The organism is Streptomyces sp. NPDC058295, assembly GCF_042880655.1.
In the GTDB taxonomy this organism is placed as follows: Bacteria; Actinomycetota; Actinomycetes; order Streptomycetales; family Streptomycetaceae; genus Streptomyces; species Streptomyces coriariae.
Window position 1 is genome coordinate 1 of sequence record NZ_JBHVYO010000077.1, and the last position, 20832, is coordinate 20832.

19 protein-coding genes and 4 pseudogenes are annotated in these 20832 nt (G+C 67.6%); 13 read left to right on the plus strand and 10 right to left on the minus strand.

The genetic code is table 11. The annotated features are described in order from the left end of the window. Positions 1-402: 402 nt before the first annotated feature. From ACFVYS_RS41350 to ACFVYS_RS41360, 3 genes are all read right to left on the minus strand, one after another. Entirely contained in the window at positions 403-816 is a 414-nt protein-coding gene (locus ACFVYS_RS41350; protein ID WP_389510718.1) for a hypothetical protein, read from the minus strand. Positions 817-1162: 346 nt separating this feature from the next. Further along, entirely contained in the window at positions 1163-1423 is a 261-nt protein-coding gene (locus tag ACFVYS_RS41355) for a DUF6199 family natural product biosynthesis protein (RefSeq protein ID WP_389510720.1), read from the minus strand. 518 nt (positions 1424-1941) lie between these two features. Next, positions 1942-2217, minus strand: coding sequence for a hypothetical protein (locus ACFVYS_RS41360; protein ID WP_389510722.1), 276 nt, complete (start codon positions 2215-2217; stop codon positions 1942-1944). A 165-nt stretch (positions 2218-2382) separates the two neighbouring features. On the opposite strand from ACFVYS_RS41360, the gene ACFVYS_RS41365 reads away from it, so the two are divergent. Together ACFVYS_RS41365 and ACFVYS_RS41370 are read left to right on the plus strand one after the other, a co-directional pair. After that, positions 2383-4902, plus strand: a complete 2520-nt coding sequence (locus ACFVYS_RS41365; RefSeq protein ID WP_389510724.1) for a Helicase associated domain protein — start codon at positions 2383-2385, stop codon at positions 4900-4902. Beyond that, entirely contained in the window at positions 4899-5153 is a 255-nt protein-coding gene (locus ACFVYS_RS41370; protein WP_389510725.1) for a hypothetical protein, read from the plus strand. The genes ACFVYS_RS41365 and ACFVYS_RS41370 overlap by 4 nt, the downstream gene beginning before the upstream one ends. 59 nt (positions 5154-5212) lie before the next feature. Here ACFVYS_RS41370 and ACFVYS_RS41375 read toward each other — a convergent pair whose 3' ends face one another. Further along, the gene (locus tag ACFVYS_RS41375; protein WP_389510727.1) at positions 5213-5419 is read right to left on the minus strand and encodes a hypothetical protein; all 207 of its coding nucleotides are present in this window, start codon (positions 5417-5419) and stop codon (positions 5213-5215) included. A 191-nt stretch (positions 5420-5610) separates the two neighbouring features. Here ACFVYS_RS41375 and ACFVYS_RS41380 point away from each other — a divergent pair, with 191 nt between their 5' ends. Continuing rightward, positions 5611-6453, plus strand: a complete 843-nt coding sequence (locus ACFVYS_RS41380; protein WP_389510728.1) for a hypothetical protein — start codon at positions 5611-5613, stop codon at positions 6451-6453. A 550-nt stretch (positions 6454-7003) separates the two neighbouring features. Here ACFVYS_RS41380 and ACFVYS_RS41385 read toward each other — a convergent pair. From ACFVYS_RS41385 to istA, 3 genes are read right to left on the minus strand one after another with little or no spacing between them, the layout of a single operon-like run. Continuing rightward, the gene (locus tag ACFVYS_RS41385) at positions 7004-7813 is read right to left on the minus strand and encodes a leucine-rich repeat domain-containing protein (protein ID WP_389510730.1); all 810 of its coding nucleotides are present in this window, start codon (positions 7811-7813) and stop codon (positions 7004-7006) included. Between the two features lie 60 nt (positions 7814-7873). Continuing rightward, positions 7874-8668, minus strand: a complete 795-nt coding sequence (istB, locus tag ACFVYS_RS41390) for an IS21-like element helper ATPase IstB (RefSeq protein WP_389510732.1) — start codon at positions 8666-8668, stop codon at positions 7874-7876. Beyond that, the gene (istA, locus tag ACFVYS_RS41395; protein WP_389510734.1) at positions 8665-10320 is read right to left on the minus strand and encodes an IS21 family transposase; all 1656 of its coding nucleotides are present in this window, start codon (positions 10318-10320) and stop codon (positions 8665-8667) included. Before istA ends, istB begins: the two co-directional genes overlap by 4 nt. On the opposite strand from istA, the pseudogene ACFVYS_RS41400 reads away from it, so the two are divergent. The 4 genes and pseudogenes from ACFVYS_RS41400 to tpg all read left to right on the plus strand — a co-directional run. Then, a pseudogene (locus ACFVYS_RS41400) lies at positions 10313-10690 on the plus strand (helicase associated domain-containing protein); the annotation flags it as partial. The gene istA and the pseudogene ACFVYS_RS41400 sit on opposite strands and share 8 nt — an antisense overlap. A 157-nt stretch (positions 10691-10847) precedes the next feature. Further along, entirely contained in the window at positions 10848-11015 is a 168-nt protein-coding gene (locus ACFVYS_RS41405; protein WP_389510735.1) for a hypothetical protein, read from the plus strand. A gap of 83 nt (positions 11016-11098) precedes the next feature. Next, positions 11099-12058 (plus strand): annotated as a pseudogene (locus ACFVYS_RS41410) (transcriptional regulator); the annotation flags it as partial. 206 nt (positions 12059-12264) lie between these two features. After that, a pseudogene (gene tpg / locus ACFVYS_RS41415) lies at positions 12265-12800 on the plus strand (telomere-protecting terminal protein Tpg). Between the two features lie 106 nt (positions 12801-12906). Here the strand turns inward: tpg and ACFVYS_RS41420 are convergent. From ACFVYS_RS41420 to ACFVYS_RS41430, 3 genes are all read right to left on the minus strand, one after another. Beyond that, a complete protein-coding gene (locus ACFVYS_RS41420; RefSeq protein WP_389510737.1) occupies positions 12907-13476 on the minus strand; it encodes a hypothetical protein in 570 nt (189 codons plus the stop codon). A 459-nt stretch (positions 13477-13935) separates the two neighbouring features. Continuing rightward, positions 13936-15405 (minus strand): sensor histidine kinase, encoded by a 1470-nt coding sequence (locus ACFVYS_RS41425; protein WP_389510739.1) that lies wholly within the window; start codon positions 15403-15405, stop codon positions 13936-13938. Further along, positions 15392-16072, minus strand: a complete 681-nt coding sequence (locus ACFVYS_RS41430) for a response regulator transcription factor (RefSeq protein WP_327187359.1) — start codon at positions 16070-16072, stop codon at positions 15392-15394. The genes ACFVYS_RS41425 and ACFVYS_RS41430 overlap by 14 nt, the downstream gene beginning before the upstream one ends. A gap of 128 nt (positions 16073-16200) precedes the next feature. On the opposite strand from ACFVYS_RS41430, the gene ACFVYS_RS41435 reads away from it, so the two are divergent. The 6 genes and pseudogenes from ACFVYS_RS41435 to ACFVYS_RS41460 all read left to right on the plus strand — a co-directional run. Further along, positions 16201-17727 carry a hypothetical protein gene (locus ACFVYS_RS41435; RefSeq protein ID WP_389510741.1) on the plus strand — a complete coding sequence of 509 codons (1527 nt, stop codon included), beginning with the start codon at positions 16201-16203 and terminating at the stop codon, positions 17725-17727. Between the two features lie 301 nt (positions 17728-18028). Then, entirely contained in the window at positions 18029-18232 is a 204-nt protein-coding gene (locus tag ACFVYS_RS41440) for a hypothetical protein (protein WP_389510743.1), read from the plus strand. A 130-nt stretch (positions 18233-18362) separates the two neighbouring features. Continuing rightward, positions 18363-18719, plus strand: a complete 357-nt coding sequence (locus ACFVYS_RS41445) for a hypothetical protein (RefSeq protein WP_389510745.1) — start codon at positions 18363-18365, stop codon at positions 18717-18719. Continuing rightward, positions 18719-19306 (plus strand): helicase associated domain-containing protein, encoded by a 588-nt coding sequence (locus ACFVYS_RS41450; protein ID WP_389510747.1) that lies wholly within the window; start codon positions 18719-18721, stop codon positions 19304-19306. The genes ACFVYS_RS41445 and ACFVYS_RS41450 overlap by 1 nt, the downstream gene beginning before the upstream one ends. Continuing rightward, the gene (locus ACFVYS_RS41455) at positions 19303-20487 is read left to right on the plus strand and encodes an alpha/beta hydrolase (protein WP_389510749.1); all 1185 of its coding nucleotides are present in this window, start codon (positions 19303-19305) and stop codon (positions 20485-20487) included. The genes ACFVYS_RS41450 and ACFVYS_RS41455 overlap by 4 nt, the downstream gene beginning before the upstream one ends. A 103-nt stretch (positions 20488-20590) precedes the next feature. Beyond that, positions 20591-20776 (plus strand): annotated as a pseudogene (locus ACFVYS_RS41460) (transposase); the annotation flags it as partial. Positions 20777-20832: the final 56 nt, after the last annotated feature.

Below are 20832 nucleotides of genomic sequence, written 5' to 3' on the forward strand. Positions count from 1 at the left end.
GGTAATGCCCCGGCAAGCCGGGGCATAGAGCGCGAATTGCGCAAGCGCAATTCGGATTCCCGCGTAAACGCGGGAATGAATTCCGTGACCGGAATTCTAGGGCGAGCCTCTCCGCGCAAGCGCGGAGAGGCAGGATTCCCGCAAGCGGGAATCCTGGGTGTCTGGTACCTGCCCACGAGGCAGGTGACGCTCCGTCCGCTGCGCTCCCGGAGCTGGGGGGCTGCGTCCCCGCGAGGTGGCCTCCGCTGCGCTCCAGCCACCGATGGCGCGATGCGCCACAAGGCCAGCCCCGCTGCGCGGGGCTGGCCACGGGCCTTCGGCCCGAGCAGCAACAAGGAGGGGTCTGGTGGTGCAGTCAAAGCAGCCCACCGGCCTGAGCGGCCCGGCTCTCACGGCAGGTGTTCAGGACTGCGGATCGCTGCCCTCGCCAGGGAACGCCGCATACAGGGCTTCGGCATGCACCGCATCCCACTGGCTGATCCGCAGACGCTCCACCCCACCACCGTGCCGGCACAGCTCGATCTCCTGCCCCTTGTCGAACTCCACCCGCACCCGCGGATTCCTGCACACCGCCACGGCCTCGCCGCGCATCATCTCGAACCAGACACCACGTATGGCGTACCGGAGGTCATTGCCCCGGTGGCGTAGTACTCGCACCCGACGGTCGGTCAACAGAAGCGAAGCACGCCGCGGGAACAGGCCCCACAGCGTGCGCCCGTACGTCACCGCGCAACCGGCCGTCATCCGCTCGCCCTCAGGAACCCACCGGGACAAGCGCTCACGATCCACTGACCACTTCGCCGCTTCCACCGCCATCCCCCCTCGTCTACCCGTACAAGACTCGGCTGGCCTCCTTGCGCCGCGCAGCCCGGTTGGCGGCTATGAGACCGATCCACATGAGTGCCAGGCCGGCCGCCACCACGATGCGCACCGCACTGTCACCATCGATCACCCGCCATACCAGCAGGCCGATACTCAGACAGAGCATCGGCCAGTACAACCGCGGCCCCCAACGGTTACCTGGCCTCGTCCATGACGGCGGAACACGGGAACCCGGGCGTTGCTCCATAGACGCCTCCCTTCGTCAGTCGCCTTGCTCACAACTGCAGCCAAAGCGGCCTACTCTCCCCCGGTTGCAGCCTTCGGGTCGTCTGGCTTCCGGTCAGATCTGCTGCACAAGCATCCATGTGGCGACCGCCAGGAAGAGCAGCCCCGTCACTCGCTGCATGGCGTATCCCTTGCTGGTGGGCTCGGTCGCGTCCGGGTCCTTCACCCATCCCCGCTGCAGGTTCCTATTCATCTTCCAGAGCAGCTGCGGACGTACGACTTGAACCAGCCCCATGATCAGCAAGGCACACAGGATCGGGATGAAAACTGGACTGCCGCCACCGGAGGCGGCCTGCACTACCGCATCACGATTCATGCAACTCCGAATGCCCTGACACCGCCTCAGATAACGGACAACGCTCCCCTCGGCGGACTCGCTGCGCTTCTCCGTCGCCCCGCGATCCTTCCGGCTGCGTCTCCAGGAGCATTGGCCCGCTGACGGGGACAGGGCCGGGCTACGGAAGGGTGCTCGCGACGGTCGTGCTCAGGCATTCGCGAGGTGGGCGACCACCTGCGCGGTGCAGCGTGATGCGCCAGCCTGCCTGCTGCGCCGGCCTGGAGGCGTCGCAGCCACAGGAAAGCCGTGAGCAGCAGGCCAGTGAAGACGGCCAGGAGAAGTGCGGAGACCCACATCTGCCGGCTTGCGGGATGCGCCCATCCCGTCCAGATTGCCGCGGCCGCCCACAACAGGACCCCCGCCGCATAGAAGGCGCGGACCTGGCGCAGTTGCCGTACGGCTCGCAGGGACGTGATGCGGTCAGTTGTGGATGCATGCCGGCCCGTGTGCCCCTGTATGCGTTCCTCAGTGGATTGGGTTCGTGCGTGCTGTCTCGATCACTGTTGTCCTTGCTGCTCGGTGCGTCCTTCGAAGTCTCGTCGTACCGCTGCGCCTTGGTCCTCGATCAGCCCGGCATCGTCAGGCAGGTCCAGGACGGCGCCGCAGTGATTGCATAGTTTCCCGTCTTCAGCCGGCGTGCCGCAGGCCTTGCAGAACCGGTTTCCCTGGTCGTTTTCGGTCTTGTGTGTCATGGCTCTCCGGGTCACGGTGGACAGTGATGGTTGTGGAGTACCCATGGCGTCGGCGTTGACTCTCTCGGCGGTCTGCTTCATTTTTAGTGTGAGATAGACTCTGGATTTAGAGTGTCCCGGAGCGGAGGCGTGAACGGGGTGTCGGGGTGGTGGTGCCGTGGCCCATCGCATGGGGGTTTCATGCTCGTTGCTCGCCTGTGGCAGATGGAATCTTTCGTCTGGTGCTGCAGAAAAGGGTAGATCGGAATGGCTGTGAAGGAACTCCGTCCCCACCAGCGAGAAGCCGTGGATGCGGTACTCCGGGCACTCGAATTGCCTGCAAGATCTACTGTGCCGGAGCGGGGGCTGCGGACTCAGGTGATCATGGCGACCGGAACCGGGAAGACCCTCGTGGCCACCCGGAGCGCGGAGGAGCTCCGTGCGGGCCGTGTGCTCGTGCTCGTGCCCTCGCTGGACCTGCTCGCCCAGACCGAGGCCGCGTGGCGCGAGGGAGGCCGCACCGGCCCGATGATCGGAGTCTCCTCCCTGCGCGGTCAGGAGGTGCCCTTCCCCAACACCACAGACGTGCACGAGCTGGTCGAGTGGGTGAGGCCGCTCGACAAGGTCACCGTGTTCGCCACGTACGCCTCGCTCGGGCTCGGCACGCTGGAACGCGCACACGCCGCCGGCCTCCCGGGATGGTCCCTGATCGTCGTGGACGAGGCGCACCGGGTTTCGGGCAGGATCGGCAAGCCATGGGCGGTCGTCCACGACAACACCCGCATCCCCGCCCTGCGTCGGCTGTACATGACCGCCACGCCCCGGCTGTGGCAGCTCGACGAAGACCAGGAGCAGCCAGGGGCGCCGGGTGAACTGGTGGCGTCGATGGATGACGACCCCGCCTCCCCCTTCGGCAGCCGCTGCTACACGCTGACGCTCTCGGAGGCGATCGACCGGGGAATCTGTGCGCCTTACCAGGTGGTGTGCGTGGACATCACCGACACCCAGCTCCAGGCAGCGCAGCTTCTGGGCGAGGATGCGCGCTCCGAGCAGGTACGCGGGGCGCGGCTCGCGGCGCTGCAGACCGCTCTGGTGAAGGCGTCCTCGCAGGAGGGCTTTCAGCGCACGCTCGTCTTCCACCACATGGTGAAGGAGGCCGAGGCCTTCGCGGCCGGTCTCCCCGGCGTCGCCAAGCGACTGCACGACGCCGACCCGGAGCTGTACCCGGCCACGGTTTGGGCCAACTGGCTGTGCGGCGAGCACAAGCCCCTCCACCGGCGGCGTGTCCTAGAGGAGTTCTCCAGGGGAATCGCTGCTGACGGCACCATCGTGGAGAAGACGTTTCTTGGGTCCGTTCGCGTGCTCGGCGAAGGCATCGATACATCCCGTTGTGACTCCGTGTACTTCGCCGACGTACGCGGCTCCATGCCCGACCTCGTCCAGGCCGTCGGCCGCGCACTGCGCATGCAGCCCGGCGAAGGCAAGGTCGCCTCCCTGGTCGTGCCCGTCCTGCTCGGCCCCGGAGAGACAGCCGACAACATGCTCACAAGCCGGGCGTACGGCGGCCTGGCGAAACTGCTCGAGGCACTCCGCGCACACGATGCCCGCATCGTCGAGCAGCTCGCCGAGCAACAGGCATCAAGCCGTGTCAGTGGTGTTCAGAGCCGTAGCGGGGAGCAGGAGGGCGAGAGCGACCGAAGCGAGCGACTGTCGGTGCCAGCTCGGGAGCTGCTGAAGTTCAGCACGCCGCGCGACCCCGCGCAGCTGGCAGCGTTCATCAGCCTCCGTGTCCTCAACCCCGAACACCAGCACTGGCGACGCGGCATCGAAGCCGCCACCCTCTACCAACGGCTCCACGGCGACCTGAAAGTGCCCTTCACCTATCGCGTCCCCGGCAGTGGGAGCGAGGAGGCGGAAGCCGAAGGGTGGCCGGCCTCGCTCGCCGCCTTCCCACTTGGGCAATGGATCGCCGACGCCCGACGCTTCTATGCCCGTGGCGACATGGACGAAGAGCGCATCGCGCAGCTCGAAAAACTGGGCATGGTCTGGTCGCACTACGACGTCGCCTGGGAAGAGGGCCTCGCAGCGACCCTCGGATGGGCCGCCGAAGCGGGCCACCTCCTGGCGCCACTGGACGCCACCTACCAGGGCCATCGGGTAGGCATCTGGCTGAAGAACGCACGCGCCGCCGCCCGAAAGGCGGACGAGATCGAACAGCGCCGTGCCAACGGCCTGCCCGTGCAGTCAGCGGCCGGGGCGCTGTCCCAGGAGCGGCGCGAGCAGCTCGAGGACATCGACCCGTCATGGTGCCCTGCCTGGCCGGTGGAGTGGCAGCGATGCTTCCACCTCGTCCGGCAACACCTGGAGCAGGGCGGTGTGCTGCCCGCCGAACCGGGCGTTGTCGTGCACCAGGGCGAAGACCTCGGACGATGGGTCAAAGCGCAGCGGTTCGGCTTCGACAAGCTGAGCACCGTGCAGCAGTGGATGAGCGAGCAGGTCCTCGGGATCGAGCCCGCCACAAACGACGAGAGACCCAAACCGCGGACCAGCCAGGCAGACAAATGGGCGCTCCATCTCGGCGCCGCCCGGCAGTTCTATGAGCGGGAGAGACACCTCCGAGTGCCCCGCAAGCACGTCGAGAGGATCCTCGTCAGCGGCAACGGCGAGGACAAGGAGGAGCGGGAGATCAAGCTGGGGGCCTGGATCGGGAACCAGCGCAGCAGGGCTGCGGCCCTCTCCCCCGAGCGCGTGGAACAACTGTCCAAGATCGGGATGCGCTGGACGTGATAGGCGTCGTCGCCACCGCAGCCGCCGTGCTCGCAGCCAGCTATCGACTCGGGCGGCTGCGCCCATGGCAGTGGGCGGGCGACTGGGCAACCGATCAGGTCCGCTTCACCGGGCCGTGGACCCGCGGCGGCTTCGGCTGGCCGAAAGAGAAAGTGGTGTTCTCCTCACAGCACAAAAGCGTCGCTGAAGGCGTCGCCAAGCGGTACCCCGGCAGCATCATCCGCAAGCACGCCCCGAGGCGAAGTAGCTAGGGAACGCGCACGCCATGGGCCCACCGGCTTCGGCCGGTGGGCCTTTGGGGTGCTCAGGGTCAGCCGAGCGTCGGCCCCTCCTCGCGCTTGCCGAGCAGGACCACCGCCGACGCGGCGGCGCCGACCACCTCGGCGACTGCGCTCACGTGGTCCGGTGGGAGCACCGACGCGGCCCCGACCACGACCACGCCGATGACGACGAGCTTGAGACGGGGCTTGCGGCGAAGGGGGAGTTGGGGGTCATCATGGGGAGAGGGCGTCCGCATTGTTGTCGTCCTGTCTGCCGCGAGAACGGCGGTCTGTCGCCGGGCGTCCTCATCATGCTTGCGAGGCTAGGGACGTCCGGCGGTCGCTGGATTGGTAGTTGGAGTCTCGCAACGGGGTTGTCACCCCGTAAGGGGGGCGAGACAATACGCGCACAAAACGCGCTCTACGCGAGACAACAGGTGTAGACCAGATGCCACGTCGTGCGACGCCGCTCTCTCCGGACGATGGCCCTCGGGCTCGGTTCGCTCTTGCGCTCCGACAACTGCGTGACGACGCCGGCTTCGACGCTAAGACGATCCACACCATCGCGGCCGAGAACAACATGCCGCGATCGACGCTCCATGCCGCTTTGCGAGGCGAGCGCATTCCGACAGTCCCCGTCCTCGCTGCCCTGGTGCGCTCCTGGGGAGGCAATGAGGCGGAGTGGATGCGGAAGCGAACTTGGGTCGAGGCTGAGATCGAGCGCCTGCGCCTGCTGGCCGAGGAAGAGGGAGCGCGCGGATACCACGCAATGCTGCTCGGCACGCACCGCTCCACCGGAGACGCCCTTCCGAAACCGGGGAGCTTGGCCTCCATGACTCCTGAGGAGGCGTGCGACGCCAAGATCAGGATGCTTGAGAGCCTGCTTGAAGCGAACCTGGTGGACAACGAGCAATACCGGGAAGTGATGGAGAGCATCTTGCAGGGGGCCGCACCGGAAGCGAAGCCGCGCGCTCTTCCGCCGGCCCGTCCGCGACGAGACCCCCGCAACGACGGAGATCCCTTTGCGGACACCACCTGGAACGAACTCCTCGAAGAACTGAAGACGAGAAACGACATGTCGCCAACGTGGGACCTCCTGCGCGAACGCGCAGGAGCCCCAACGATCCGCGACATCGCAGGCTCAGTGGGAGCCGGACAGACTGCGGTGTCGACCGTTCTTCGGGGCGGCCGAGGGGATATCAAGCTCCTGACGAATGTCTTCGCCTATCTGGTGGGACGTCTGGAGTCGTATCAGGCCCAGCAAGCGCACCGTGACAGTGCAGACGAGTAGGCAAGTTGGGGACAAGGCCCTCACCAACCCGCCCGACTGGCTCAGAGCCCTGTGGCACGCGCTACCGAAGCCCTGGGAGTAGCCACCGCGGCCGGGCAGGACGGTCCTGCCCGGCCGCCGCTCGGACGTCAGGCGGCGCTGAATTCGTGGGCGTGGCCGCCGCGCCACTCCACCTACTGCGGGTCGCCTCGGGGTCGGTGACGCCGGCGACTTCGAGGAGTACGACCAGGTCGTGTTCGCTGTAGGCGGGGCTGAGGAAGTCCTGCCGCCCCTGTCGGCAGGGGCGGCAGGGGCGGCAGCGCACGGTCACTCGAAGGTGTAGACGGCGTCGGGTAACGCCGAGGACGCAGCAGGTAGCACCACCAGTGGCTGGCGGAATCAAGTACGAGAGCAACTGCGTACGACTCGGGCTGGTGACTGGCTGTGTTGGGTTCTTCGGGAGGCGTTTGTCGTCGTCTTCGGGAGGCACTTGGTGGGCAGGTAGGAGATCGATGTCGATGAGTTTTGAAGTCGCTCAAGCGTGCGAAGATCGTCGCGTCAGTCGTATTTCTTAGTCCCAGTCAGACGCGGGCTGGTCGACTCGGCCGCCTTGATGCGGCGATGGAATGTAGTCCTCGGCTCCGAGGGGAAGGGCTGCCACGCATGCTGGCGAGCAAGCGTTGACCAAGAGGGGCAGGACGTCGGTGGCCACGCGCAAGGAGATCCACGCCTGGTGGAGCCCGCCCTGTTCTATCGGCTGGTCGCAGATACTGCATGTGTGGATGGCTGTCGCTCCCCAGCGGCGGGGGTCCAGGCCGGTCAGATCGAGTTCCGCGACGGAGGCCTGAGGCGGCTGGAGCCGGGGGAAGGGCGAACGCAGTTTGTAGTTGCCGAACAACGACCGTGTGCTGACCGTGCTGCGGGCCAGCCGTGAGCATCTGGTGATCTCGTAGGGGAACCAGTGCAGGCGGTTCGAGGTGTAGGGGGTGAACTCCTCCAGGCTGGTCATGGCTCCCATCTCGGGTGGGATACGGACCAGGTTGCTGCCGTAGAGCACGAAGCGCTTGACCGCCGTCAGCTTGGAGATGGATGGCGGCAGGGTGACGATCTGCCGCCGCTCCTGCGGGCTGAGTTCGACCAGCGGGCGGAACTCTTCCCGGCCGTCAGCGGCCGCCTCCTCAATCAGCGTGAGCAGATGCTTCCAGCCCGCAGAAGATGTGTCCTGCAACTCGGTGTGGAATCCAACGCGGGCGCGCGGATGCGCCTTGTACTGATCGAAGCACGAGCAGCCGTCCCGATAAGACCCCGGTCCCTGAGGATCCGGATTCGACGTGTCGCCCCAGCGGTTCACGTAGAGCTTCGGCTTTTCCTCATCCACCATGGCGCCAAGATACGGACCCTGCAGCGGCCTGGACCAGGGAATATCGGAAGGGATGGCAGGTCAGCCTGCATCCACTCGCTCGGCCTGCGCCTTGGTCTGTGCCAGTCGGTAGGAGTCGGTGCCGGTCTCGATGATGTTGCCGCCGAAGGTGATGCGGTCGACGATGGCCGCGCAGAGCCTGGGATCGGTGAACGTCTTCGTCCACCCTCCGAACGACTCGTTCGAAGCGATCGCCACAGAATTCTTTTCCTCACGCTCCGTTAAAACCTGGAAGAGGAGTTCGGCGCCCCGGCGGTCGAGCTCCATGTAGCCGAGTTCGTCGATGCACAAAAGATCGACGCGTCCGTAGCGGGCGATGGTCTTGGCCAGGACCTTCTCGTCGGCGGCCTCGACCAGCTCGTTGACCAGCTTGGTCGCCAGGACGTACTTCACCCGGTATCCCTTCATCGCGGCCTCGGTCCCGAGCGCAATCAGCAGATGGGACTTGCCCGTGCCCGAGTCTCCGATCAGGCAGAGAGGGTGGCCCTTGCGGACCCATTCGCAGGTGGCGAGGGTGTTGATGGTCGCGGCGTCGATGTTGGGATTCGCGTCGTAGTCGAAGGCCCGCAGTGACTTCTCGCGCGGGAACCCGGCGGCCTTGATGCGCCGCTCCGAGCGTCGGCGGGCCCGGTCGTCGCACTCGGCCAGCAGCAGCTCCGCCAGAAAGCCCCGGTAGGACATCTGCTCGCGGGACGCCGCCTCGGCGAGGTCGGGGAACTGGCCGCGGATGGTGGGCAGCCGCAGCATCCGGCACGCCTGGTCGATGGCGGTGGTCGCGGCTTCCTCGGTCAGCCCGCGGTTGCGTTTGGCGTTCATGTCGCTTCTCCCTTGCTCGGAGCACTCCCGCCGCGCCGTCGCAGCAGCTGGTCATAGGCGGCAACCGAGGGCAGCGGCCGAGTGTCGGGCGGCAGATGGGACAGCCGCCAGTCGGCGAGAAAGGTGACGGTCGCCCGTGCCGGCCCGGCCGCTGCGGGCTCTGGCGGTGGTGAGGGCATCGGCTGGTCCGGCAGGTCACCGTCGGCGATCTTGCGGGCCTCCAGCGCGACCGCGTCCGCGGTCAGCGCCCCGGCCCGCAGCGCGACCGCGAGCCCGGCGACCAGGTGCTCGTGGCTCATGTGCCGGGCCAGCAGCAGCACCTGGATCAGGGCCTTGGTGCCTTCCTTGTCGCCGTGGGCCGCGCGGGCCGCGTCCCACCAGTCGTCATGGACCGGCGTGAACCGGCCGGCCGAGCGAGCCTGTTCCAGAGCTGTCGACCCGGGGAAGGCGCCCGGCTTGCGGACCAGTGCCTCCAGATAGTGATCGAGGACCAGGCGAGAGCCGCCCTGAGTGCTCAGCCTTTCGTGCCGGGCCACTTCCCGGCCGTCGTCGAAGACCACCAGCTCGGAGGCGTGCAGCAGCACCCGGAGCGTCTTGCCGATCAGCCGGACCGGCACCGAGTACCGGTTGGTGCGGACCGTGATCTGTCCGTAGCGGTCGACCCGTGGGGTGAACCAGCGGCCCGTCTCGAACGGCTCGTCGGGCAGCAGTTTCAACTGCGGCCGTTCGACGGCGAAGTACTCGCCGATCGTCCGGGGACGGGAGCGGATGCGCCGGCCCTCGTCCTCAAGGTCCCACCGGTCGACCATCTCGTTCAGCTCGGCGAGGGTGGCGACCTCGGGGACCGGCACGAAGTGGTTGCGGCGGAAGTAGCCGATCTGGCCCTCCACCCCGCCCTTCTCGTGGGCGCCCTCGATGCCCGGACGGCAGTAGAAACTCTCGATCCCCCAGTGCGAACGGAAAGCGATCCACCGCTCCGGTTCCGTGCGCTGCCGGGAGAAGCCCAGGACCTGGGCGACCGCCGCCTTCAGGTTGTCGTAGCGCACCTTGCCGCGGGGCACCCCGCCCAGCACGGACAGCGCGTGGACATGGCCTTCGAAGAACGCCTCCTGGCCGCAGGAGGCCGACACCCGGTGCACCGCCTTGCCGGAGTACGACAGCCGCAGCGAGAACAGGTAGCAGCGGGTGGGCACCCCCGCCAGCACGATGTGGACATCACCGAAGTCGACCTCCGCCTCGTCCCCCGGCATATGGGACTGCGGGACGAACATCTCCTCCGGCCCGCGGCCGGCCTCCCACCGGACCTCCTTGCGCCGCACCGCGACGTAGGCGCGGACCATCTGGTAGGAGATCCCGTCCGCCGCGTGCTCATCCAGCAGCCGGTCGAAAATCCTCTTCACCGTGTGTTTCTGCTTCGGCGGCGCGTCGAGGTCCGCCCGCAGCATCCCGTCGATCAGCGGCTTGTACGGGTCAAGCCGGGTCGGACGCGGCGCCTGCTTCTTGCGGGGCTCGGGCCAGTTCGAGTCCAGGGCCTTACGGATCGTCCGCCAGGTCACGCCGTACTTGCGCTCCAGAGCACGCATCGACAGACCGGCACGGTGGTCACGGCGGATCGCCGCGTACAGCTCGACCTTGCTCGTCGATATGTGCATTCGAACCCCCAGCGGGAGAAGCACACCGATCGTCCCACTGCAAGGCTCCAAGTGCCGTCAAAACTGGGCAACATCACCCTCTGCGACACGAAGCCGCCTCCCGTACCGGACGACAAACGCCTCCCCTACTCACCTACATAGCCAGTTGAGCAACCTGCGCCGCCCGGGTGCGCTGGAGGACCACCCCGAGTGGAAGACGGCGCTGGAGTCGGTCGACGAGGACTGGAACCCGTCGTGGCCGGCCGGCTGGCAGCGGCACTACGCCGCACTGCGGGAACTGGTCCGCGATGAGGACCAGGCCGACATCGTTCTCCCCGGTGTCACCGTGCATGGGATGGAAGTCGGCAAGTGGCTGGCCCGGCAGCGGGCGCCGAAGGTCTGGGAGACCCTGACGGGCGGTCAGCGCGAGCGCCTGGAGGCCATCGGTGTAGTGCCCCTGAAGCACCGCCAAGGCTCCCAAGGCTGCCTCTGGAGCCTTCGAGCGGGGCGTTGCGGCCCTTGGGCAGTACAAGGCGCGCGAGGGCTCTGTGACCGTCCCACGGGGGCACGTGGAGACGGTCGTGGTCGACGGCCAAGAGCACCCCGTCAAGCTCGGTGTGTGGATCATGAACCAGAAGGTCCGCCGCGCCAAGCTGAGTGCCGACAAGCTCCAGGCGCTGGCCGGCCTCGGACTCCCCTGGGCGCAGGAAGGTTAAGGAGTGGGGTAAGTTTGTGGTTAAGCAATATTGGGTCCTGAGGTGAAGGTGGCAGGGCATGGCGTCTGAGGAAGAGCTGTTCGCAGGTGGTGAAGGCGAAGTGGCGGCTCACCCAGCGCGGGTTCGGCCCCTGGGCGAGGATCTACCGCAAGGCACAGGGGCGTGAGCGGCAGTGCGTGCAGCTGGCGATCCTGTCCTGGGACGCCCTCGACGAGCGGTCCTGGCCCGGTGTGACGCAGATGGAGCCGGCCGACGTCGCCCGCGTCCTGGGCATCTACGCCCAGCGCGTCATCACCCCGCGCGGGTCGACGGCGGTGTCCGGGCTGGAGCTGATGACGGCGCTGCGTCCGCCGACGCGCGCGGTGCAGGACCCGCAGACGGGGAACTGGGCGCCCGGCCACAACCCCGGCTCGCTGGGCACGGAGCCGATGGACCCGGCGCCGCCGGAGGCAACCCCCGAACACCCCGTCATCGTGAACTCCGGCTGGAGTGGCGGGTTCCTGAACGAGGAGGCGTACCAGTGGGTGCGCGACGTCAGCCTGCTCACGGATGAGGAGTGCACGCTGCCGTACGCGGTCGTCGACCCGGCGATGGCGGCCGTCCTCGCCGCGATCAAGGCGACCGTCAAGGGCGGCATCGGCAAGCTCCGCGAGCGCCCGCAGGGCAGGAAGTACAAGGAGGGCGAGCGGTGGCCGGCCCTTCAGCGGCCGACCTGGCGGCCCGACATCCGCGCCGCCGTCATCTCCAAGGCGCGGGTCAACATGCACCGCAAACTCACCAACATGGTCAGGATGACGGGCCTGTACCCGCTCGCCGTACTCTCCGACTGCGTCGTCTACCCCTCCCCCGGCGACAGCCCGCTCGACTTCCTGCCCTACGCCGCCTCCGGCAAGCCCCAGCCCGGCGCCTTCCGCCTCGGACCCACACCCGGCCTGGCCAAACTCGAAGGCGTCCAGACCATGCTCTGGGCCGTCGACCTGATGGAACAGGGCCACAACCCCGCCCGCCACATCAAAGGCGGCGACGCCGTCCTCGACGAAGGCCCGTGTCCGACACCGGCCCCGCACCCGCACTGGAGGCCGTGCGGCAGCTGTGCGCGCCCCCGGTGCGTCGGGACCCTGCAGCGCGCCACACGCACCCTGCGCGACCGGCGCTGCGGCGTCACAGCCGCCCGTGCCAGATGCACCAGACCCGGTTCCTCCTGACCGACGCGGACGGCCAGGACCCCACCACCGAGAAGGGCTGAGCCGTGGCAGAGATCGAGGACGCCATCGAACGCGCCGACCGGGAAGCGTTCACCCGCCAGCCCCCCAAGACACTCCAGGCCCGCATCAACTTCCTGATGAAACAGCTCAAGACGACCCGGGCCGTGGCTGAGGAGATCGGGGTCAGCCAACAGGCGAACGCAAGCACCCGCCCCAGGCCATCGCCGACCGGGTCGACGCCGCCGTACGGGCACGGTGGCAGCCCCAGGTCCGCAAGCGCCGACAGAAGCAGGCGGCCACCGCGACCGGGATCACCGTGGAAACCAGGGCCCGGTTCGGCTACACCGCACCGATCGGCACCACCGACGACGGACGCTTCCGACGCCTCACCGTCCACCTCCCCCCGGCCTACGCACAGCGCTTGTTCAACGCCCGCGACGCCGGAGCCAGCGACCAGCAGATGCGCCGCATCATCGCTGAGGGCTTCAAGGACGTGTACTTCCAGGACGGCGGAACCCGCGCCCCAGGACTCTCCGACGTCACCCTCAACGACATCGACTACCTCGACCTCGCCTACTGACCTGACGCCGGCCCCAGGCCCAGCACCTGCTCGTGTGACTGAGCACTTCAGTTGGCCACTGAGCGTTTGAGTTGGCCAGTCTGGTGCTCAGCGGTGAGCCGCCGTCTCAGGGCCCGCCCGCTCCTGCGTCATTCGAGGGGCACCACGGTGGAGGCCATGGGACGTCGTGGGTGATCCGTCCTCCCCGGACGCCGAGGTCGCGGCGTGCGGCCTTCAGGAAGTTCTCGCGCGCCTTCCGAAACTCGAGGTACGCCTCAGGCCATGTGGCGATGCCGGTGGTCGGTATGCCGCGAGCGAGCCACTCAAGGTGCCAGAGTGCGTGGTTCAGTTTGACTGCGGCGGTATTGCTGTCCACGTCGCCGAGGAGCCACAGGGCTTCTGCGAGCGCCGATCGGTGGGCCTCTGCTGCTGCGAGTTCCTCGAGCACCGCGTCGGTCGGCTCCAGCGCTGTCGACCCGGTGGTGAGGCCGCGAGCGATGGCCAGCCCTGTGTACCGGTTGCTGAGATCCTTGACGGTGTGGGCGTATTCCGCATAGGCGCTGAGACGCCGCTCGTCCCATCGGACGGATTGCTGGCGCCGCCACCGAGTGCGCTCGTTCACGGCGGAGACAGCCAAGGACACCGCCGCGCCGATGGCGACACCAACGAGAGGCAAGGCCTGACTGGCGAGACTCATCCTTCTCCCAGTGAGTGGAGAACTGCCTCCCGGGTTCATATCCCCTGTGGAGGCGGCGACACGTGGGGCGGAGGTCGATGGAGTGCTCCAGCGCCTGCCGTACGGCGCTCAAGATGAAACCGATGATCACTGTGGCCAACTGAAGTCTCAGTGGCCAACTGCGGCGCTCAGTCATACTCGGTGATGATCCACCGGGTCGCTGCTGTTGTCGCCACCACCGTCGAGGCCGACGAAGCCGAGGTCGGCGATCGCGGCGAGGCCGGCCGCGGAGTCGGCCGACCAGGCCGTCGTGGCGGCAGGCGGTGATCTCCGAGCCGCGCGCCGGTCGGGCGGTGGAGGTCCACAGCAGCCGGGCTCAGCCAGGTGGCGGTGAAGTGGCTGATCGTTTCTGCGGCAGTGGCGGTGGGCGTGGTCATCTGGTGGTCTTCCGGTTCCGAAGGGCTGCCGCGGTGAAGCGCGTCATTCCTCGGCCGGGGTGGAGGCTCGGGGAAGGCGTAGCTGGAAGCATGCTCCGAGGGGCCGGGGGGTGAGGGTGAGGGTGCCTCGGTGACGGTGGGCCAGGTCGCGGGCGATGGCGAGGCCCAGGCCGGTGCCGCCGTGGTCGCGGGAGCGGGCGTCGTCGAGCCGGACGAAGCGTTCGAAGATGCGCTCGGCGTCCTCGGTGGGCACGCCCGGTCCGTCGTCGTGCACCGTGAGGACGACCCAGGCGTCCTGGTTTCGGATGGTGATCTGGATGCGGTGTGCGGCGTGGCGGGCGGCGTTGTCGATGAGGTTGCGCAGCAGTCGTTCGTGTTCGTCCGGGTTTCCGCGTGCGTGTGCGGGGGCGGTGCTGTCGCAGGTGAGGGTCAACGGCCGTTCGGTGAGGGGGTATTGCTCGGTCAGCCGGGAGGCGAGGGCTGTCAGGTCGACGGTTTCGGGGCCGGCTATGAGGGTGCGGGTGTCGAGGCGGGCCAGGAGCAGCAGGTCTTCGGCGAGGGCCTGGAGGCGGCGGGTCTGTCGTGCGGCGGTGGTGGCCGCGGCGGGCCAGTCGGTGCGTTCCGGGTAGGCGAGCGCGACTTCCAGGCTGGCCAGCAGTGTGGTGAGGGGGCTGCGTAGTTCGTGGGCGGCGTCCGCGACGAAGCGGCGTTGCTGGGCGGCGGCGTCGTCGAGGCGCTGGAGGGTGCTGTTGATGGTGGTGGCCAGGGCGGTGATCTCGTGTCCCGTGGCGGGGACGGTGACGCGTTCGCGGGGGTCGCTCGCGGTGACCGAGGCGGTGAGGACGCGGATGGCTTCGACCGGCCGCAGCGCGATTCGGACGGCGAAGTAGGCGGCGGCGGCGATCAGTACGAGGCTCACGAGCCCGGCCCGCAGCAGCAGGAGGTCGGTGGTCTCGGTGATTGCCTCGGCTGTGTGCGGGAGCACCACCACATATACCCGCAGGTTGGCGTCGGCGGTGACGCCCAGAGCAGCGGCTTTGTCATCGCCCAGAACATCGGCCGGGATATTGGCCGTGATGACCTGATTGGTCCCGCCGGCCACAGAGGATTTGTCATGGGGGTCGTAGTCGGGGTTCGCAGGCAGGCGAACGGTAGTAATGAGCTCGGCCCTCAAGGCTTTCGGCGGGGCGGGCATCACGTGGTGGGTGCCGGGAGCGAAGTCGTCCATGCCTCCGCCGTAGGCGACAGCGGTGCGCCGACCGGTCGCGACGACCTCGTACGGCACAGTGCTTATGGAGTCAGGAATGACACCCTGTTGCAACTTGTCGCAGAGAGACCAGAGTTGTTCCTTGGCTTGGTCTTCGGCGATCTGCGTGCTCTGGCGGTAGACGTCGTGGTGCAGCCACCAGCCGATGCCGACCAGGATGACGGCGGCGGCCGAGGCAGCGGCCAGGGCCGCGCGGGCCCGTACCGAACGCGGCCACCAACGGCGCCGCGGCTCAGTCGCGTTCACGGTCGTCCACCAGCCGGTAACCGGTACCCCGTACGGTCTGCAGGGACCGTCGGCCGAACGCGGAGTCCACCTTCTTGCGCAGTGCGCTGACGCGTGCCTCCACCAGGTTGGGATCCAGGGCTTCCTCGGGCCACGCGTGATAGAGCAGATCCGATTTGGAGACCGCCTGACCCGCCCGGCGGGCCAGCAGCTCCAGCACGGCGAACTCCCTGGGCGTGAGTTCCACCCGGGCCCCGGCCCGGCGGCAGACCCGGCCGGCGACATCCAACGAGAGGTCGCCCACAGCAAGGACGGGCGGGGCGACCGTGGCGGCCCGTCTGACCAGCGCTCGCAGCCGTGCGACGAGCACCACGTAGGAGAAGGGTTTGGCCAGGTAGTCGTCGGCCCCCGTGTCCAGGGCCTCTGCCTGATCCCACTCCCCGTCCTTGGCGGTGAGTACCAGGATGGGGGTCGCGTTGCCCTCCCGGCGCAACTGGGCGCAGACCTTGTAGCCGTTGAGTCCGGGCAACATCAAGTCCAGTACGACAAGGGCGTATTCGCCGGTCCGGGCCATCCACAGTCCCTGCCGGCCGTCATGGGCGAGGTCGACGCTGTAGCCCTCGGCGGTCAGACCGGTGTGCAGGGTGTGGGCAAGGTCCACCTCGTCTTCGACCACCAGGATGCGCATGCGGTGCAGCCTCGCACAGCGCCGGCCCGCCTTCCTGATCGGCTGGTCAGGTTGGGTCAGCCTCCGGTCAACGAGGTCCGGGCACGCTGGCGGAGTTTCTTCGCCACTGCTGAAAGGCCCTGTCGCCGATGTCCGTTGATGAACGTGTCCCCGTCGCGGCCCAGACGGTTTCCCCTCCCGTACCCGCCCGCCGACAAACACCGGGCCCGGCCAAGGCCGTTGTCGTCATCGCGCCCTTGGCACTGACCATCGCTCTGGGGCTCTGGGGTATCCGCAGGCAGAACACCATGTGGGGGGACGAGTCCGTCACCTATCAGCTCGCGCACCGCGATCTTTCGCAGATATGGCTCACCGCCCAGCATATTGATCTGGTCCATGCCCTCTACTACGCCGTGATGCATGAGATCTTCGGTCTCTTCGGCGGAGGGCTGCTGACGTTGCGGCTGCCGTCTGTGCTGGCGATGTCCTTGGCAGCGGCCGGAGTCGGGCTTCTGGGACTCCGCCTGGCGGGACCCCGTGCCGGGCTGCTGGCCGGCCTGGTGTTTCCGCTCCTTCCCCAGGTACAGAAGTTCGCGCAGGAAGGCCGCTCGTACGCCATGGTCTGTGCCCTGCTCACTTGGGCCACCTATGCGCTCGTGGTCAGCGTCCAGCATCGCGCCCGGTGGCGGTGGGCGGTCTATGGCTCCACCATGCTGCTGGCCTGTCTGCTCCATGAGTTCGCGGTCCTCGCCCTGGTCGCACACGGCGTCACACTGGTCGTCTCCCGTGTTCCACGACCGGTGCTGAGAGCGTGGAGTGTGGCTGCCGCGGGCGTTGTGGCCGGGCTGTTGCCGCTGGCAATCTGCAGTGCGGGGCAGTCGGAGCAGGTGTCCTGGATCGGCGGACCGGTGCGGCCTGGTTATTTCCTGGTGGTGGCGGTCGTGGGCGTGGCGTGTGCCCTGGCGCCCCTGAGGGTGAGGGGGCCTGTGCGGCTTTCCGCGCTGGCTGTGCCGATTCTTGCGCTTCCGGGCCTTCTGCTGCTGATCGCCTCACTGGTCAAGCCCCTTTTCGTCGACCGGTATGTGCTCTACAGCAATATCGGAGTCGCCTTGCTGCTGGGTGCCTGGATGGATTACTTCCTCCGGCGGCAGCGGTCTTCCCGCTACGTGTGGATCGCGGCGGTTGCCGTACTGGCCGCGCTCGTCCAGCCGAGCCTTTCGCTGAGGACGCCCCAGAGCCGGAGCAATGACGTCACCGCCATCGGCGCCACCGTACGCAAGGAAGGCCGTCCCGGCGACGGGCTGCTCTATCTCTCCGGCCAGCACCGGATCTTGACTGCGGCCAACCCCGAGGACACCCGTTTCCTGACAGATCTCGCCCTGGCACAGGACCCCGTTTCGTCGAACACACTTGCAGGTGTCGAGTTTCCCGCCCAGGAAATTGCGGCACGCATGCTGGAATTCGACCGGATCGTCGTGGTCCGCGCGGCGGGTACGCACTCGACCAACCCGCAGGAGGAAGCGAAAACAAGCACCCTGCGGCGCCACTTCCGCGCGTACGGAACAACCCACGTCAACGGGGCGCGAGTCACCGTCTATGTCCGAGACCACGACCCGTCTCCGAAGGCCGGTCCTGGGTCCAACAGCCCGAGAGAGAGCGGTGGGGTGATGAGGTGACCGCGACTGGTGCCGGCCGGGCCGGCACCACCGCCGTCACGCTGTCTCGACCCGGAAGCCGCGGACCTTGACTTGCCGGTCGCTGCTGCCGTGGGAGGCTGCGGCTGTTCTCCACCGTGCCCACCTCATCGCGACCGCACGCCAACGGCGCCTGCGATTCGCCCGCCACCGGCCATGGACGGAAGAGATCGCCGACACGATCAGTCGGCTCGGCACCTTCCCGGACCCAGGCTGACCGACAACAGCCGGGGGAAGATCCGGGACGTCACCTTGCCCCTACGATTCAGACACTCAGCTGGACTTGGCGCCGGAGATCTTTCCCAATGTGAAAGAGATTTTCGTCAACTGTCGCTCGTCTCTGCCTGACATCACCGACATCACCCCTCTGAAGCGAATCAAAGAGCTGACGATCTCCTTGAGTTACGCGGATAATGTCGTTGGTCAAGAAGAATTCAGTCCAGAAGCGGTCAATATCTACCCACGACCCCGAACAGAAATCACCTGATCGCCCATCGGGTTGAGGTCTCAGCGCAAGATCGGATTCTCTTCGGCGCGGCCCCGTCAGCTACGCCTCCTATCATTCAGAACAAACGTCGCTCACCATCTCGCCACCTATGGATAATCGACATCCGGGCGTGGACAGTGTTGCCCTGTTGGACCCCAAGGGCGCCCCGCACGACATCGTCCAAGCCATCGGACGCGCACTCCGCCAAAAGCCCGGAGAAGGCAAACTCGCCTCCCTGATCGTGCCGGTATTTCTCCATCCCGGAGAAAAACCGGAAGACATGTTCACCTCCGGCTCATACCGGCCCCTGGTGAAAGTCCTGGAAGGACTGCGCGCTCACGACGAAGAAGCCATCGAATTGCTCGCGATCCCGCAGGAACCTCAGAAAGACGTCGCGCAGCCCTCCGTGAACATCGGCACGCCGCCCGAGGAAGCGAGAACGAATCACGGTTGCTGCTCCGTTTCGCGGCCCCCAGGGATCCGGTGATGGTCGCGGACTGGGTGTCCTTCAACGTGATCGACACCGAGCGGCAGGACTGGGCCCGCGGCTGGGCGGCGTTGCGCCGATACGTCGAGCGGGTCGGGAACGCTCGGGTGCCTTACGAACACCGGGAGGGGGCAGCTCCCCTGGGGCAGTGGGTGGCAGAACAGCGACGGACCTACGGAGCAGGGCAGATGACCGGCCAGCGCGCCCGCCGGCTCGAGCAGCTCGGCATGGTGTGGTCGCCGGCCGATGAACGCTTCCAGGAGAACCTGGCGGCCGCGCGGGTCTACTACGACCAGCACTGGACACTGTGCGCACCCCGCACCGCCACGATGCTGGACCGGCCCATCGGGCAGTGGCTGTCCAACCTCCGCCGCCCCGGCGCCCTCGACGGACACCCCGGATGGGAGAGCGCGCTGCGCGAGGCAGCGCCGGTGGAGACGGATGGTGTTCTCAGCGCGGGGCCGAGCAGGGAGGGATGGGACGGGGACCCGGACGAGCGGGAACTCCTCGTCGCAGACCTGGGGCGGGCCAGCAGGATGCTGGACTATTCCGCACAGTACGTACCCGGGCATGGAGTTGGATCATGACAGTGATGCATGACGAATACGTCCAGCAACTGACGGCGCGGGCAAAGCACCATCTCGCAGCGAGAGGTGAAGGAGATCGCTCAGGCCATGTCCGAGGGCCGAGCCAGCCGAAACCTCTACCGGCCGTTGGAGAACGTCGGATCAGGCAACAGGCAGTGGTTGTGAAGGTTCTTGCAAGGAGACTTTCTCCGGGCCGGGGTCGTTCGGATCAAGGTGGCATCCTGGCCTGCATGGCCGAACCGATCGATCCCTCGTTCGCCGATGCCGAACTGACCGCCTTCATCGAGGCTGTTCGGCAGGACCCCGGACCTTCCGCCCGTGCCGTGGGCGCGGCGGAGTTGCGGCGTGCGCAACGACTCCGCGCTGAAGCCCGGCCTCCGGGCCCCGAAATCGACCACGTCGAGGACCTAACGGTCGGCTCGGCTGCCGTGGGGGCCCGCCTCTACCGTCCTTCGGCGGCGTTCCGGCCGCTGGTGGTGTTCCTCCATGGAGGGATGTGGACGATCGGCGATCTGGAGTCGCACGATCGGGCATGCCGTCGATTGGCACTCAGGACCGGCACGGCCGTGCTGAGCGTCGACTTCCGTCGTGCTCCGGAGCACCCGTGGCCAGCTGCCGTCGACGACTGCGTGGATGCCATCCGGTGGGCAGCTGCCGGCGGAGGTTCCGGTGTCGGGATCGGAGGCCCGACCGTCGTCATGGGCGACAGTTCCGGCGGGAACCTCGCCGCGCTGGCCTGCCTGCGTCTGCGCGATGAAGAAGGACCGCTGCCGGCCGCCCAGATCCTGGTGTACCCCAACACCGATCTGACACTCTCCTGCCCCAGCGCGCGGTCGAAGGCCACGGGCTGGGGCCTGACGGCTGACGATGTCGTGTGGGGGGCCGAGCAATGGGTCCCGGACCCGTCCCGGCGGGCCGACCCCGGGGTCAGCCCGCTGTACGCCGCAGACCTCGGCGGGCTGCCGCCCGCCGTTGTCGTCACCGCGGAGCACGACCCGCTTCGGGATGAGGGCGACGCCTATGCCGCCCGGCTTGCCGACGCGGACGTTCCGGTCCAACACCGCTGCGAGGCCGGGATGGTCCACGGATTCCTCACCCTCGACACCCTTTCTCCCGCCGCCGCGGAGGCGGGAGAAAGGGTCTTCGCGGACGTCGCCGACCTGCTCGACCACGTCCGCTGACGCCTCGTCAAGCAGCGGCGACCTCAGCGCGCTCGACCAGGACGCCGTTCTCGAACTGGGCGAGTTGTTCGCGGACGCCGAGTTCGCCGAGGCGTTCGGAACCCGAGGGAGGCCGGGCTGGTCACCTGGCCAGCTGGCGCTGGTGACGGTGTTGCAGTTCGCCGAGAACCTCACCGACCGGGCGGCAGCGCATCGGGTGCGGTACGGCATGGACTTGAAATACGCCCTCGGCCTGGAGCTGGGTGATCCCGGGTTCGGTGCCTCGGTGCTGTCCGAGTTCCGCACCCGTCCCCGACAACGAGTTCACCGAGGAGAACAGCGGGAGCGACGGACAACGGCCGCCCG

Bases quoted from the DNA above. Each gene is read 5' to 3' on its own strand.
- ACFVYS_RS41385 (WP_389510730.1), bottom strand. From the start codon at position 7,813: ATGGTGGATGAGGAAAAGCCGAAGCTCTACGTGAACCGCTGGGGCGAC.
- ACFVYS_RS41380 (WP_389510728.1), top strand. From the start codon at position 5,611: ATGCCACGTCGTGCGACGCCGCTCTCTCCGGACGATGGCCCTCGGGCT.
- ACFVYS_RS41455 (WP_389510749.1), top strand. From the start codon at position 19,303: ATGACAGTGATGCATGACGAATACGTCCAGCAACTGACGGCGCGGGCA.
- ACFVYS_RS41375 (WP_389510727.1), bottom strand. From the start codon at position 5,419: ATGCGGACGCCCTCTCCCCATGATGACCCCCAACTCCCCCTTCGCCGC.
- ACFVYS_RS41350 (WP_389510718.1), bottom strand. From the start codon at position 816: ATGGCGGTGGAAGCGGCGAAGTGGTCAGTGGATCGTGAGCGCTTGTCC.
- ACFVYS_RS41355 (WP_389510720.1), bottom strand. From the start codon at position 1,423: ATGAATCGTGATGCGGTAGTGCAGGCCGCCTCCGGTGGCGGCAGTCCA.
- ACFVYS_RS41420 (WP_389510737.1), bottom strand. From the start codon at position 13,476: ATGAGTCTCGCCAGTCAGGCCTTGCCTCTCGTTGGTGTCGCCATCGGC.
- ACFVYS_RS41435 (WP_389510741.1), top strand. From the start codon at position 16,201: ATGTCCGTTGATGAACGTGTCCCCGTCGCGGCCCAGACGGTTTCCCCT.
- istA (WP_389510734.1), bottom strand. From the start codon at position 10,320: ATGCACATATCGACGAGCAAGGTCGAGCTGTACGCGGCGATCCGCCGT.
- ACFVYS_RS41450 (WP_389510747.1), top strand. From the start codon at position 18,719: ATGGTCGCGGACTGGGTGTCCTTCAACGTGATCGACACCGAGCGGCAG.
- ACFVYS_RS41365 (WP_389510724.1), top strand. From the start codon at position 2,383: ATGGCTGTGAAGGAACTCCGTCCCCACCAGCGAGAAGCCGTGGATGCG.
- ACFVYS_RS41360 (WP_389510722.1), bottom strand. From the start codon at position 2,217: ATGAAGCAGACCGCCGAGAGAGTCAACGCCGACGCCATGGGTACTCCA.
- istB (WP_389510732.1), bottom strand. From the start codon at position 8,668: ATGAACGCCAAACGCAACCGCGGGCTGACCGAGGAAGCCGCGACCACC.
- ACFVYS_RS41430 (WP_327187359.1), bottom strand. From the start codon at position 16,072: ATGCGCATCCTGGTGGTCGAAGACGAGGTGGACCTTGCCCACACCCTG.